Here is a 12,747-nt window from a genome sequence, read left to right as displayed (position 1 = left end):
CACGAACATTTTACTCATACGCAAGCCCGAAAAATGGCAGCATGAAAAAAGCAGCCTCCTATGTGCGAAGCTGCTGTATCTGTCTATTTCCTCCGGGATATTACCGGGGAGCCGAATAGGCGATTATCTCTCCATCTGCAGGTACCCGCACGCGGTCCTGCAGCTTTCGTTCCGCCAAAAACGCATGTAACTCGGCGCGTGACAACAGGCAGTGATTCCACGTCTCCATGTGGGCAACGAAAAGGTGGCTGTCCGGCGATGCGGCGGCGACAAGAGCGATGTCCTCCCCCGTCATGGTGATCGGGTCGCCCGTCAAAAACCGGGCTGCTCCGGCAAACACGACAATCACATCGGGAGCAAACCGCCGGATGGCTTCCTCCACTTCGGCACACCATACCGTATCCCCGGCCACGTACAGCGTCGGCTCGCCAGGCGCCTGCAGCACAAAGCCGGAAACTGGCCCCATCCGCTCCCCGATCTCGCCTGTCCCGTGCCTTCCGCCTGTGCGGTAGAGGCGAATCCCTTGCCACTCCTGCTCGCTTTCAATCGCGGTTACATGGGAAAAGCCCTGCTGGTGCAGCATGTCCCTATCCGGGAGCTGGCAAAAGACAGGCAGGTCGGCGGGCAGCAAGCGGAGCGCCTTTTCGTCCAGATGATCTCTGTGCGTATGCGTCACCAAAACCGCCTCCACGCCATCCAGCACTGCTTCCGTGGAAAAAGGCAGCTCTACCAGCGGATTCGCCCGCTGATTCGGCGTATTCGGCACAGCAGACAGCTCGCCCGCCGCGCTGAGCATCGGGTCGACCAAAAACGTGCGGCCGCTGTAGGTTACTTTGAGCGTAGCATGTCGAACAAGTTGGATTTGCATGTCTTCTCTGTCCTCCAATCGCAGTCGTATAATAGTTGTGAGCTTGCTTTTATTGTAAAAGGCGCGCGCATATAGCCGCGAAACGAATCAAGCGCCTCACTTTCACCGCGAAAGGAGATTTTCATGCTCGACCAAACCGACCATGCCATTCTGGCTTTGCTGCGTCAAAACAGCCGTCTTTTGTGGAAAGACATCGGCGAACAGGTCCATCTGAGCGGGCAAGCCGTCGGCAACCGGATCAGAAAACTGGAGGAGCAAGGCGTCATTATCGGATACACGACCATCGTCGACGAGGCCAAGCTGGCTCCTTCGCTCACCGCGCTGGTCACTGTATTCATGAAAACCACCGACCATTCGCGCTTTGCCCGCTTTGTCGCAAGCCGCAGCGAAGTAATCGAAGCCCATCGCATCAGCGGAGAAGGCTGCTACGTGCTGAAAATCAACGTCGCGGACCACACCGCCTTAAACCGTTTTTTGGACGATCTCCTGCCCTTTGGCAACTACCGCGTCAACCTGTCGATCGGCCAACTCAAATAGGGCAGCGCTTCCGACCGGAAGCAGTCTCCTTCTTTTCCGTCTTGCCCGATCATGTGAACAGGGATAAAATGATGGGTACGAAAGGAGGGAAATCGCCATGGAAGATATGCTGTTGCTGTTTTCGCTGGAGGATTTCTTTGCCTTGCTCGCCCTGTTTGTGGGCTGCTTTACGTCTGCTTTTTGTCTCAGACGCCGGCATCGCCCGCAAATACAGGCGTTTCGTTGGAATTCTGGTGACACCTATCGACCTTCGATCAATCCTGGCCTGGTTGAGACTTATCCGATGACAGCAAGGCAATCGTTGCGCCTTCGCCTGATCCGGCGTTCGCAGCACACGAGTGGCGACAAGGATTCGTACCGCTCCCTTTTGGATTTGGCTGTTTGACCCAAAATCCAAAAGGAGGTAGATCGCATGATCGCCAAGTACATCGGAGAAGCTTTGTTGTTTGTGGTAGGCTTGCCGCTTTTTGCTTACCAGACCGGGGAGAGCCTGCATGCTTTGGCAGAGGCTTTCGCGCAGATGTCTGATTTTGTTAACTGGAAATAAGGGTGCCCGTTTTTGGGCGAATAAAAGTTGGAAGCCTGGCTGTCTGTTTTAGATGACAGTCAGGCTTTTGGTTTTGGAGTTAAGGGCGGGGAATGAACTTTGTATGATGAGAAGAGTCCAAGTTTGAAATTTGTCAGACTCATACAGATCGGACGGAATGGAGAAGCCGCCCATCAAATTAGGTTTACTATTCCTTTTTCCACTTTCGTCAAAAAAAATCCTAAGAGCTACATCATTCATAAAGAATCACCCTTGGGTTGTCCGTTGACTATCATCAACGAAATTTCGTATAATGTGGATACAAACATTTCCCTCTTTCCATGAGATAGCGGGGCATGTTTCAGAAGGAAAGCCACTCCTTCCTTGGATCGCGTGGCTCTTCGAATATGAAAAGAAACTACCTTATCGGGTAGTTATTTTTTTATCTCCATGTATACAGAAAAGTGCCTACTTTATTAAGCAATTGTATCGTAGGTAATTAGTCATGTAAACATGCCCACAACCAGCCCGCCAGCGTTTCTTTACTTTTCACACCCCCTATGTTAAAATGTAATCGTAACAAAAATGAATATCCACTTTGTTTATGGAGGAGCCTGTCATCATAGGGTTCTTTTTGTCTTTTTTCAGCCGACAAAAAGAAAAACCCTGTGATGGCGGGCTCTTTTTGCATTTTGCACACAGATTAAAAAGGGGGAAACCGCATGCTTATTTTTCAACTGGCTGTCATCCTGATCGCCTCCAAAATCGCCGGAGACATCAGTGTGCGACTGGGACAGCCGTCCGTTTTGGGGAAGCTGCTGATCGGGATTGTGCTCGGTCCAACGGTGCTCGGGCTGGTGACTGACACGGAAATTTTGAAAGAAATCAGCCAGATCGGCGTCATTCTGCTCATGTTCATCGCCGGACTGGAAACCGATATTGACGAGTTCAAGCGCACCGCCAAGTCCTCCACCAGTGTCGGAGTGGCTGGCATCATCGCGCCTCTGGCACTCGGCTATGTCGCCGGAGTTACGATGGGGCTTTCCTCATTTGAGAGTCTGTTTTTGGGGCTTTTACTCTCGGCGACCAGTGTGAGCATCTCTGTGCAGACGTTGAAGGAGCTGGGCAAGCTCAAGTCGAAAGAAGGCGCAACCATCATGGGGGCTGCCGTCATCGACGACGTACTCGTCATTTTGGCGCTGGCGTTTTTGATGAGCTTCGCTGGCAGCGATGTGAACCTTGGCCTGGTCATTGCCAAAAAGCTGGCGTTTTTCGCGATTGTGATCCTGCTGGCCTGGAAAGTCGTCCCGTGGGTTTTGCGCAAATTCGCTCCGCTGCAAGTTAGCGAAGCTGTGATTTCCGCGGCGCTGATTATTTGTTTCCTGTTCGCCTATTTTGCCGAGTACACAGGCGTTGCCGCCATTATCGGCTCCTATATTGCGGGTGTCGCGATCAGCCTGACCAGCTACAAGCAGGAAGTCACCCACAAGGTAGAAACGATCAGCTACGCCATCTTCGTTCCTGTCTTTTTCACCTCGATTGGCGTCACCGCCCAATTTTCCGGGATCGTGGAAAATTTGTGGCTGATTGTCGTGTTAAGTGTGATCGCCATTGTTTCCAAGCTGGTCGGCGGAGCCTTCGGCGCAAAAATCACCGGCTTCCCTTGGAAAAATTCGCTGGCCATCGGCGCTGCCATGGTGTCGCGTGGCGAAGTGGCGCTGATTATCGCCGCAATCGGGCTGGAAAACAACCTGCTGACCGAGGACATGTTCGCTGTCTTGATCGTCGTTGTCCTGCTGACGACGATTGTCACTCCGCCGATCATGAAATGGCTGTTTGCGGATAAAAATACGCAGGAAGAACCACTTTTGCTGAAAAAGAACGCGTAAACGACAAGCCGGGCTGTTCCACGTCAGATGACGTCGGAGCAGCTTTTTTCTTTCGCATCGCCTTCGCAATCGGTTCCGTTTCGGTTTATGATGAAGAAAAAAATGGTTCCTGCCAACAAGCAAAAGCTTCTTTCGCTGCTGGCGAAGCCCGTATAAAAAATGACGCAAAGGAGAGCGGTCTGCATGAAAGTTGTCGTAGCACCGGACTCATTTAAAGGAAGCCTCACTGCCAAGCAAGTCAGCGAAGCGATTCGCGCCGGCGTGCTCCGCGTGTATCCCCGTGCCAAGATTGTCGCCAAACCGATGGCAGACGGCGGAGAAGGTACACTGCCATGCCTCGTCGACGCGACCGCTGGAAAACTCATGACAGCCACGGTCAAAGACCCGCTCGGGCGACCTGTTGCAGCCGAGTTCGGCATTCTCGGCGACGGCGTTACCTGCGTGATCGAGCTGGCAGCTTCATCCGGCCTGTATCTCATCTCCGAAGCGGAGCGCAACCCGCTTCGCACCACGACCTACGGCTTCGGGCAACTGATTATGGCTGGCCTCGACCTGGGCTGCCGCCGCTTTATTCTCGGACTCGGCGGCAGCGCCACAAACGATGGCGGCGCAGGCATGCTGCAAGCTTTGGGCTACAGACTGCTCACCGAGGATGACCAACCCTTATCCTTTGGCGGGGGAGAGCTTTCCCGGCTGAGCCGCATTGATTGCAGCCAGAAAGACAAGCGTCTTGACGAATGTCAGTTTGTCGTCGCCTGCGACGTCACCAACCCGTTTGTCGGGCCAAACGGCGCTTCCCACGTATTCGGCCCGCAAAAGGGAGCTACCCCGGAAATGGCCCTCGCCCTGGACGACCGTTTGCGCCATTTTGCAGACGTAATAGAAAAAAGTCGGGGAATTGCCATTCACGATCTGCCGGGAACAGGCGCAGCGGGCGGTGTGGCCGGGGCGCTTCTCGCCTTTCTCGGCGGCGAGTTGCAAGCGGGAATACAGATCGTCATGGAGACAACCCGCCTCGCTTGCGCCATGCAGGGCGCCGATCTCGTCATTACCGGAGAAGGCCAGGTGGACGGGCAAACCGCCCAAGGAAAAACAGCGTGCGGCGTCGCCCAGCTCGCGCAGCAATTCGGCATCCCCGTCATCGTGCTGGCGGGTTCCATCGGTGAAGGGATCGAAGCGTTGTATGAAAAAGGCGTCACCGCCGTCGTCAGCATCGCCAATCGGCCGATGACGCTGGATGAGTCCATGCGGGACAGCGCCGCGCTTTTGGAACAGGCGGCCGAGCAGGTTATGCGGATTTGGGCTTGCCGGAGTGGTTTATGAAGGCTGGAAAAAAGCTCTCCCACAGCAACCTGCTGCCAAGGGAGAGCTTTTCGTCATCTACTTCGTTTCCCGATGCAAGGTATGGCGTTTCAGGCGGGGCGAATACTTTTTCAGCTCCAGCCGCTCGGGATTGGTTCGCTTGTTTTTGGTCGTGATGTAGTTGCGATCTCCTGTTTCCGTGCATTGCAGCGTAATGTTGACGCGCATGTCGCTTTCCTCCTTTTTGTCTTACAGCAGCATCTCTACGACGGTGCTTGCAGTAGGCAACGGGTCAGGCAGCTTGGCCCAGTCCGCATGGTACTCCTCATCCGTCAAGAGACAAGTATCCAGCTGCGCTGTGACCGCTTCCCGGTCCAGGCCGATGCCGATGAACACAAGCTCTGTCATTCTGTCGCCATGCACCGGGTCCCACGTCTGCCGCATATCCGGCTCCTCTGCCAACAGCGCTTCCCGCTCCTTGGCAGGCAATGCCGCCGCCCAAAATCCGGCGGTTCCAATCTCAATCGAAGGCCCTGCCTGGCTGAGCGTCATCGCCAGATCGTTGCGGGTAGCCAGCCAGAAAAATCCTTTCGCCCGCACGACTTCCTCCGGCCAGGCGGCCAGCCACTCGCCAAACCGTTCGGGGTGAAACGGCCTGCGCGCGCGATAGACAAAAGAAGAAATACCGTACTCGTCCGTCTCGGGCGTATGTTCTTCTTTTTGCAGCTCGGCAATCCACCCTGCCGACTGGCTGGCCGTCTCAAAGTCAAACAGTCCGGTATTCAAAATCTCATGCGGATCGACCTGTCCGCGCACCGCCCGGATCAAGCGGGCCTTTGGCTGCAATTTGCGCAGCACCGCCTCCAGTTGCTCCAGCTCTTCCGGGTTTACCCGGTCGCATTTGTTCAAAATGAGAACGTCGCAAAACTCGATCTGGTCGATCAACAAGTCTACCACTTCACGCGTATCGTCCTCCCCGACTGCCTGCCCCCTGTCCAAAAGACTTTCCCCCGAGGAAAAGTCATGCCAGAAACGGTACGCATCCACGACCGTCACCATTGTGTCCAGCCGGGTCAAGGCAGACAGGTTGATGCCGTTTTCCTCATCGACATACGTGAAGGTCTGGGCGACGGGAACAGGCTCGCCGATCCCCGTCGATTCAATCAATATGTAGTCATACCGTCCTTCGCGCGCCAGCCGCTCCACTTCTGTCAGCAAATCCTCGCGCAGCGTACAGCAGATGCAGCCGTTCGACATCTCCACGACCTTTTCATCCACACGGGAAACACCCCCTCCTTGCGATACCAGCGTGCCATCCACATTCACCTCGCTGAGGTCGTTGACGATGACGGCGACGCGCATGCCTTCCCGGTTGTTCAAGACATGATTGAGCAAGGTTGTTTTGCCTGCTCCCAGATAGCCGCTCAGGACAGTTACCGGGATTCTTTTATCGGTCATAAGCAAATCTCCTTCGCTTAACAAAACGTAATGATTACGATTTAATAAACATGCTAACGCAACACTCTTTCGTTTGTCAAGACAAATCGTAATGATTACGTTTAGACACAACAAAACGATGAAGTGACCCTATCCTCGCTCTTTTTTCTGCCCGCTCTTGTTTCATCGTTTGCTATAATCAATTTATGTCGCAATGGAAAGTAGGGACAGATGTGACGTTATACGGATTTTACACAGATGAATCAGGAAACAACGGCTTCAATGATATGAGAAATCAACCCGTTCTCTGTTACGCAGGCATCCTGGTCCCCATCCATTACCAGGTGTTTTTGCATCATGAAGTCCAGAAAATCAAAGACAATCTGGAAAAAGATATAAAAGCCACCATTCACGGCATACCTGCAGAGCAGTTTCCCCATATCGACTTTTTTAAAAAGTTTGAAATCCACGGAAAGGCATTTATTGACGGGGAAAATTTCTACTATAACTTATCGGATGGCCAACGCTTCAAAGTCGTGGAAAATTTGTTGTCTTTAGTGAAGGCTTCGGAAGTAAAGGTAGTGGCTGCTCTCGTCAACAAACAGCTTTACCAGACCCGGACGGGTGAAACCAACCATAACCGCATGCATCTCCACGCGTATACGGAGCTTGTTCGCTGCCTGTCCAACGAGCTGAGCCGTGCTGACTCGTATGCGTTTGTCATTTGTGACGATGGCAAGCCGAGCGAGCTCAACCATTTTCGTGACGCCCTGCGAAATCCGCTCAATCGCAGAGTGTATCCCGACCTGCAAGTAAAGCTGTCGCACGATCATAATGGAAACCTGATTCAACTGGCTGATATGATTAACTTCATCACCTCTGTTCATTTCCGGCATCGTTACGGCTTCCCTCCGCGAAAACGACACCAGGCCGCCATCCTCGATATATATGCGCGGCATCTGGACTCCAAGCTCATCATCTGGGAATACAAATAAAAAGAGGAGGACGCACACAACGTGCGAACTCCTCTTGTCGGTCGTACACAACGTGCGACCTTATTTCTACCCTATCCAAAATCACCGGACGATATGTCAAAATAAATTAAGACATTCTGTTCATAGGTCAATGCATGAGCTACGTACAGAATGCCTTAATTATCGTGTGGATTTAGTCGTACACAACGTGCGAGCAAATCCACATCTATAATTGTACGTTTGCAAAAGGAAGTTGTCAAGCATAACAAGAGAGAAAACACAGGCTTCGCCCAGCTTTTCAGCGAAGCCCTGTTTACGTGTGTCGATCCTTCCGCTACTTCACCCGCTTCATCGCCACCGCTTCCCCATACGCGCCGATGACCGGCTGATACAAGCTGCGGTTGTTCAACTGATCCTGGTCCACTACCGGGGTCGGACGATTCCCTTTCCATGTAATCTGGCTGTATACATGGCCCGCGGCAGTCGGCATCGTGACCAAAATGTCCTTGACCTGATCGTTGTTGCCGTCTGTTATGTGCAGCTTCGGCAGCAAACCTTTGTCGCGCGTGCCCACCGAAACAAACGTCTGCTGGTTGTTTTTCCCTTCGCGAACCACAATGCGCAAATTCTCGGCCGTCTGGTTCATCGCCAATCCCATCTTGTCGCCTACCAAAAAAATGTGGTCCTTGATCCCGTCGCCTGTCACATCTGCGTATTTCGTATCCAGCACAAATGTACTGTCGCTTTTCATGCTGAACCCGCTATTGATTGAGACATCCGGCGAAGGCAAGTTGTCGACATCGGTTTTTTCCAGCGTGACCCCGAGCAGTTGCGGCTTTTGGTCCACGATATTCCACACGCTCGTCGCTACGGCAATATGGTCCTGATTGTTTACTCCCCAAATATTTTGCTTGCCCATCCAGCGCAGATTGCCTTTGGCATCGCGAAAAGGCACCAGTTCCACCAGCTTTTGCACGTAGCCGTTCGTCGGCTTTTGCAGCTTGCCGTTTGCCTGATAAATCCCTTGATGCAGGTATGTCGCTTTATTGGCAGACAAATCAAACGTGCTGACTGCTTTTGTCTGCAAATTCGTTACCTTTACCCAAAACCCGTCGGTAAACTGCACGGAAAACGGAATGTTGTGCTGCGGTTGCAACAGGGCAACGGTAGCATACGATTGGGACTGTGACGGAAGGACATTCGCATGAACCGGAGCAACCCCCAGTCCTGATGCCATGAGAATAGCACCGCTCCATACGATTGTTGCCATCGTTCTTTGCCAAAGTCTCATGATTCTCTCCCCCTATGTAACAGGCACGCCGTTTCTTGCCAAAGGTTACACCCGTGCCTTTTCTTCGCTGCTCTTCTTTCTAAACGAGATGAACCGTTCAAATGTTGCTAGGAAATAACCCCAATGTTTTCTCGCCATTTTTACCGATTTGCAACAACTTCACGGAGAAGGCAGGCTACAATATAGTCAAACGGAAGTAGCTGTAGAAAGGAACAAGCACAAATGAAAAAGGCCTGGCTTTTGCCTGCCGCGATCTGCGCTTCTCTTCTGAGCGGTTGCGGCCTGGCAGATACCCCTAACGAACTGATGCGCGCGCCCGCTGCCGACGGCGATCAAAAATCGATCAATCAGGCGGTCATGCAATTTTTGCCTGCGGGCTCACAGTTGGCGATGCCGCTCCACCCCGCAGAGGCGAGCGCCGTCTCTCTGCAAGACCTGAACGGCGATGGAACTCCCGAGGTCGTCGCCTTTTACAAGTCGGAAAAAACCGATTACGAAATCGGTGTGCTGGTGCTTACGCAAAAGCAAGGAAACTGGCAAAAGCTGACCTCCTTTACCGGGATTGGCAATGAGCTGGACTACGTTTCGTTTCACGATCTCAACGGCGACCAGGTTCCCGAGATGCTGATTGGCCTGGGCGGCGGCGACGGTCTGAACCGGGAGCTGTCGGTGTACTCCATTACCGACGACAATACCAGGGAGCTGATGAAGCAACCCTATTCCGTCATGGCGGTTGGCGATTTGACCGGAGATCAGCAGACTGAGCTTGCTCTGGTCCTGCACGATCACAACAATTTCACCTCCAAGGCAGAGCTGTTTGGTGCAAAAGACGGCCAAATCACCAAGCTGGCCGAGGTAGCGCTCGACGGCTATGTGAACGGATACGAGCAAGCGATCATCGGAAAAGCGTCTCCTGAGAAAAATGCCCTGTTCATTGAAGCCGGGGTAGGCGCGCACTCGGCATCCACCGACCTATTGATCTGGGAAAATGGCACCTTGCACAACCCACTGGCCAAGGCAGAGGGAGAAATGGATGTCACCTTCAAGGCCTATGCCTTGTACAGTGAGGATATTAACGGAGACGGCATTATCGAGATCGGCACCAGAACGCAGCCGCCTGGCACAGAAGAGCTGGCCATGGCCGAAATTCCCTGGATCTCCTCCTATTTTCAATGGGACGGCAAGACTGGGCTGAAGCACGTGGAAGATCATTACCAAAACTATTCACTTGGACTGGATATGAAAATTCCGGAAAAATGGCGCGAAAAATTCACCATATCCGCCATTCCCAACGCCAGTTCGCACACCATCCGCTTTTTCTACTACGGAGAAAACGGAAAAAATAAAGCCGAGCTTTTGACGCTCCAAACCATTCCGCAAACCGAATGGAACAAATTCGAGAACGGACTCAAACAAAAGCAAGTGCCTTACGTTCTGTTGAAGGAAGAAGGAAAGCAGGTTCTGATCGCGCTCCTTCCGCAAGCGACACCCAGCCTTGGCAAGTCTGCCATGCAGGAGTACCGCTCCATGCAGCTCACGGCAGACGAGATACGTCAGCTCTACAAGCCTTTATCCATTCCGTGATAAAGGCCAAAGCGGTTTTTCCTGTACCAATCCACCTGAGAGCGAAAAAGTCAAAATCAGACCAAGGGGATTTGTTTATGAAGGTTTTATTGCTGGAAGACGAAAAATCCATTCGTGATTTTGTCCGCATCAATCTGCGGCGTGAAGGCTGGGATGTCGTTGAAGCAGCGACAGGCGAAGAAGCGCTGGAAATCGCGCATGCACAAAGCGATATTGAAATTGCCATTCTCGATGTGATGCTGCCCGGCATTGACGGCTTTGAAGTGTGCGGGCAGCTGCGCAAAAAATACCCGCGCCTTGGAATTATCATGCTTACTGCCAAAAGCCAGGAGCTGGACAAAGTGATGGGGCTGGAGTTCGGGGCCGACGATTACGTGTCGAAGCCGTTCAGTCCGGCTGAGCTGTTGGCCCGCGTAAAGGCATTGCACCGCAGGCTGACACCCCTCCCCGCTGCTGTGGAGGACAAAAATACGATTGACATTGCTCCCTTCACCCTGCTGCTCGATGAGCGAAAACTGCTCAAAAAGGATCAGGAAATCGTCCTGACCCCCAAGGAGTTTTCCATTATCAAGCTGCTGGCTGAGAATGCCAACAAAGCGATCAGTCGCGATGAGATTTTGAGGAAGGTCTGGGGGCAGTTTTTCGTCGGGGACCTGAAAATCGTGGATGTGAACATCCGCAGAATTCGCCAAAAGATCGAAGACGATCCTGCCCATCCAACCTTCCTGGAAACGGTCTGGGGGTACGGGTATCTCTGGCGGAAGGATGCTCCTGATGAAAGGAATTAGAAGCAGGCTCGTCTTTTACTTCGGCATGATCCTGCTGTTGATCGTACTTTTGCTGGAAGGACTGTTTTACTGGGCCGTCCATACGTACTACTTCGGAACGGCTACCGAAGCGTTGGAGACGCGCAGCACGACCTTCACCAATTTTATCAACAAGTACGCAACCGGTTATCGCTTGAAAGACAAGGCCCGCTACATTCTGGAGAACGTATCGAGCCAGGAATACGCCAAAATCGAGGTGCTCGACCTAAACGGCAAAGTCATACTCAACTCGTACGGCTTCCAGACAGGAGAGCTTGTCCAAACCCCCGACGTCATGGAAGCGATCAGGGGGCAAAAAGGTCTGTTCGTGGGCAGAACGTCCGAGTCTCGCGAACGGGTCATTGCCGTTTCCAATCCCCTCACCTTCGGGTCAGAGTACGTCGGCGTCCTCCGCTACACGATCTCGGCAGAGCCTTTTTATCAGGCAGTCAATCGCATCGCCTTGTACGGGCTGGGCGTTGGGGCTGGCGTCGTCCTGCTGGCCTTTGCCCTCAGCCTGCTCATGGCCAAACGGATCGTCGACCCCATCGAAGACCTGACGAATGCCGCGAAGCAAATGGCGGAGGGCAACTTCACCGCCCGCGCTCCGAAGCGGTACGACGACGAGGTCGGGACGCTCGCCGATACGTTCAACTACATGGCAGCAGAGATCGGCAAAAACGAAAAGCTGAAAAACGATTTCATCTCTTCTGTCTCCCACGAGCTGCGCACGCCGCTGACCTCGATCAAAGGCTGGGGGGAGACGCTCATCTCCGGCGGCCTGGAAGACCCGGAAGAAACGATGCTCGGGCTGGAGGTCATCTCCAAGGAAACCGACCGCCTCATCGGTCTCGTGGAAGAGTTGCTCGACTTCTCGAAGTTTCAGTCCGGTGAAATGAAGCTCACCCGTGAGCTGCTCGATTTGCGCGAGATTTTGGACGACGTGCACGTACAGTTCGCGATCCGCGCCCAGGAAAAGCAGATGGAGTTTCAACTGGCGCTCCCGTCCTCCCCGCTCACTGTCATGGGCGACCGCAACAGGCTGAAGCAGGTGTTCGTTAACTTGCTGGACAACGCCTTCAAATTTACGCCAAAGGGTGGCACTATCTCCGTAGCAGCAGAGGCCTCCGCGGACAAGCTGACCGTCACTGTCACAGACAGCGGAGAAGGGATACACCCGAATGATCTGCCGCATGTCACGGAAAAGTTTTTCAAAGGAAGCTCCAAGCTTTCAGGCAGCGGACTTGGACTCGCGATCTGCAAAGAGATCATTCAGTTGCATACTGGACGCTTTTTGGTCAATAGCAAGCAAGGACAGGGTACTTCGATCATGGTAGAGCTACCTTGTGTATGTGGTTCTGAGGAAAATTATTCAGCAGGCTGACCAGGCAGTCGGTTCGCTTGTCCTCCTCCCGCCGTAACGGAAAGCCGCTGTTCAACGGCTTTCCGTTTGTCCTTGGTTGGTCATTTTGCCGCTTCGCCAATTTTAGCGAACAGCATCTTCACCCATCTTCCTCGATCAGCCCGAAAGTC

At 53.1% G+C, this 12,747-nt stretch carries 13 protein-coding genes; 9 read left to right on the top strand and 4 right to left on the bottom strand.

Annotated elements, in window-relative coordinates; translation table 11 throughout:
• Positions 1-100: 100 nt before the first annotated feature.
• On the bottom strand, positions 101-868 hold the full coding sequence (locus EDM57_RS02750; protein ID WP_122903242.1) for an MBL fold metallo-hydrolase: 768 nt from the start codon (positions 866-868) through the stop codon (positions 101-103).
• A gap of 123 nt (positions 869-991) precedes the next feature.
• Between EDM57_RS02750 and EDM57_RS02745 the strand changes: the two genes are divergently transcribed.
• The 5 genes from EDM57_RS02745 (at position 992) to EDM57_RS02725 (ending at position 5,143) form a co-directional block, all read left to right on the top strand.
• Complete coding sequence (locus EDM57_RS02745; RefSeq protein WP_122903241.1) at positions 992-1,405, top strand: Lrp/AsnC family transcriptional regulator; 414 nt, start codon at positions 992-994, stop codon at positions 1,403-1,405.
• Positions 1,406-1,502: 97 nt separating this feature from the next.
• Positions 1,503-1,790, top strand: coding sequence for a hypothetical protein (locus EDM57_RS02740; protein WP_122903240.1), 288 nt, complete (start codon positions 1,503-1,505; stop codon positions 1,788-1,790).
• Between the two features lie 27 nt (positions 1,791-1,817).
• Positions 1,818-1,952, top strand: coding sequence for a hypothetical protein (locus EDM57_RS23855; protein ID WP_281274192.1), 135 nt, complete (start codon positions 1,818-1,820; stop codon positions 1,950-1,952).
• Between the two features lie 701 nt (positions 1,953-2,653).
• On the top strand, positions 2,654-3,820 hold the full coding sequence (locus EDM57_RS02730; protein WP_122903238.1) for a cation:proton antiporter: 1,167 nt from the start codon (positions 2,654-2,656) through the stop codon (positions 3,818-3,820).
• 183 nt (positions 3,821-4,003) lie between these two features.
• Positions 4,004-5,143 carry a glycerate kinase gene (locus EDM57_RS02725; RefSeq protein ID WP_122903237.1) on the top strand — a complete coding sequence of 380 codons (1,140 nt, stop codon included), beginning with the start codon at positions 4,004-4,006 and terminating at the stop codon, positions 5,141-5,143.
• 57 nt (positions 5,144-5,200) lie between these two features.
• Here EDM57_RS02725 and rpmG read toward each other — a convergent pair whose 3' ends face one another.
• Positions 5,201-5,350 (bottom strand): 50S ribosomal protein L33, encoded by a 150-nt coding sequence (rpmG, locus tag EDM57_RS02720; protein ID WP_005833307.1) that lies wholly within the window; start codon positions 5,348-5,350, stop codon positions 5,201-5,203.
• Between the two features lie 21 nt (positions 5,351-5,371).
• Positions 5,372-6,580, bottom strand: a complete 1,209-nt coding sequence (locus tag EDM57_RS02715) for a GTP-binding protein (protein WP_122903236.1) — start codon at positions 6,578-6,580, stop codon at positions 5,372-5,374.
• 212 nt (positions 6,581-6,792) lie between these two features.
• Between EDM57_RS02715 and EDM57_RS02710 the strand changes: the two genes are divergently transcribed.
• Complete coding sequence (locus EDM57_RS02710) at positions 6,793-7,554, top strand: DUF3800 domain-containing protein (RefSeq protein ID WP_122903235.1); 762 nt, start codon at positions 6,793-6,795, stop codon at positions 7,552-7,554.
• Positions 7,555-7,867: 313 nt separating this feature from the next.
• Here EDM57_RS02710 and EDM57_RS02705 read toward each other — a convergent pair whose 3' ends face one another.
• Positions 7,868-8,824 carry a hypothetical protein gene (locus EDM57_RS02705; RefSeq protein WP_122903234.1) on the bottom strand — a complete coding sequence of 319 codons (957 nt, stop codon included), beginning with the start codon at positions 8,822-8,824 and terminating at the stop codon, positions 7,868-7,870.
• A gap of 222 nt (positions 8,825-9,046) precedes the next feature.
• Between EDM57_RS02705 and EDM57_RS02700 the strand changes: the two genes are divergently transcribed.
• The 3 genes from EDM57_RS02700 (at position 9,047) to EDM57_RS02690 (ending at position 12,598) form a co-directional block, all read left to right on the top strand.
• A complete protein-coding gene (locus tag EDM57_RS02700) occupies positions 9,047-10,408 on the top strand; it encodes a VCBS repeat-containing protein (RefSeq protein WP_122903233.1) in 1,362 nt (453 codons plus the stop codon).
• 77 nt (positions 10,409-10,485) lie between these two features.
• Positions 10,486-11,196, top strand: a complete 711-nt coding sequence (locus EDM57_RS02695; protein ID WP_122903232.1) for a response regulator transcription factor — start codon at positions 10,486-10,488, stop codon at positions 11,194-11,196.
• Complete coding sequence (locus EDM57_RS02690; RefSeq protein ID WP_122903231.1) at positions 11,183-12,598, top strand: sensor histidine kinase; 1,416 nt, start codon at positions 11,183-11,185, stop codon at positions 12,596-12,598. The genes EDM57_RS02695 and EDM57_RS02690 overlap by 14 nt, the downstream gene beginning before the upstream one ends.
• Positions 12,599-12,747 lie beyond the last annotated feature (149 nt).

It is taken from the genome of Brevibacillus gelatini, from assembly GCF_003710935.1.
GTDB lineage: Bacteria > Bacillota > Bacilli > Brevibacillales > Brevibacillaceae > Brevibacillus > Brevibacillus gelatini.
The sequence above is the reverse complement of the archived record's forward strand: the minus strand, read 5'-3'. Positions and strand labels throughout refer to the sequence as shown.

Excerpts from the sequence above, each read along its gene's own strand:
- EDM57_RS23855 (WP_281274192.1), top strand. The coding sequence starts at position 1,818 with ATGATCGCCAAGTACATCGGAGAAGCTTTGTTGTTTGTGGTAGGCTTG.
- rpmG (WP_005833307.1), bottom strand. The coding sequence starts at position 5,350 with ATGCGCGTCAACATTACGCTGCAATGCACGGAAACAGGAGATCGCAAC.
- EDM57_RS02700 (WP_122903233.1), top strand. The coding sequence starts at position 9,047 with ATGAAAAAGGCCTGGCTTTTGCCTGCCGCGATCTGCGCTTCTCTTCTG.
- EDM57_RS02745 (WP_122903241.1), top strand. The coding sequence starts at position 992 with ATGCTCGACCAAACCGACCATGCCATTCTGGCTTTGCTGCGTCAAAAC.
- EDM57_RS02715 (WP_122903236.1), bottom strand. The coding sequence starts at position 6,580 with ATGACCGATAAAAGAATCCCGGTAACTGTCCTGAGCGGCTATCTGGGA.
- EDM57_RS02705 (WP_122903234.1), bottom strand. The coding sequence starts at position 8,824 with ATGAGACTTTGGCAAAGAACGATGGCAACAATCGTATGGAGCGGTGCT.
- EDM57_RS02740 (WP_122903240.1), top strand. The coding sequence starts at position 1,503 with ATGGAAGATATGCTGTTGCTGTTTTCGCTGGAGGATTTCTTTGCCTTG.
- EDM57_RS02695 (WP_122903232.1), top strand. The coding sequence starts at position 10,486 with ATGAAGGTTTTATTGCTGGAAGACGAAAAATCCATTCGTGATTTTGTC.
- EDM57_RS02730 (WP_122903238.1), top strand. The coding sequence starts at position 2,654 with ATGCTTATTTTTCAACTGGCTGTCATCCTGATCGCCTCCAAAATCGCC.
- EDM57_RS02725 (WP_122903237.1), top strand. The coding sequence starts at position 4,004 with ATGAAAGTTGTCGTAGCACCGGACTCATTTAAAGGAAGCCTCACTGCC.
- EDM57_RS02690 (WP_122903231.1), top strand. The coding sequence starts at position 11,183 with ATGAAAGGAATTAGAAGCAGGCTCGTCTTTTACTTCGGCATGATCCTG.
- EDM57_RS02750 (WP_122903242.1), bottom strand. The coding sequence starts at position 868 with ATGCAAATCCAACTTGTTCGACATGCTACGCTCAAAGTAACCTACAGC.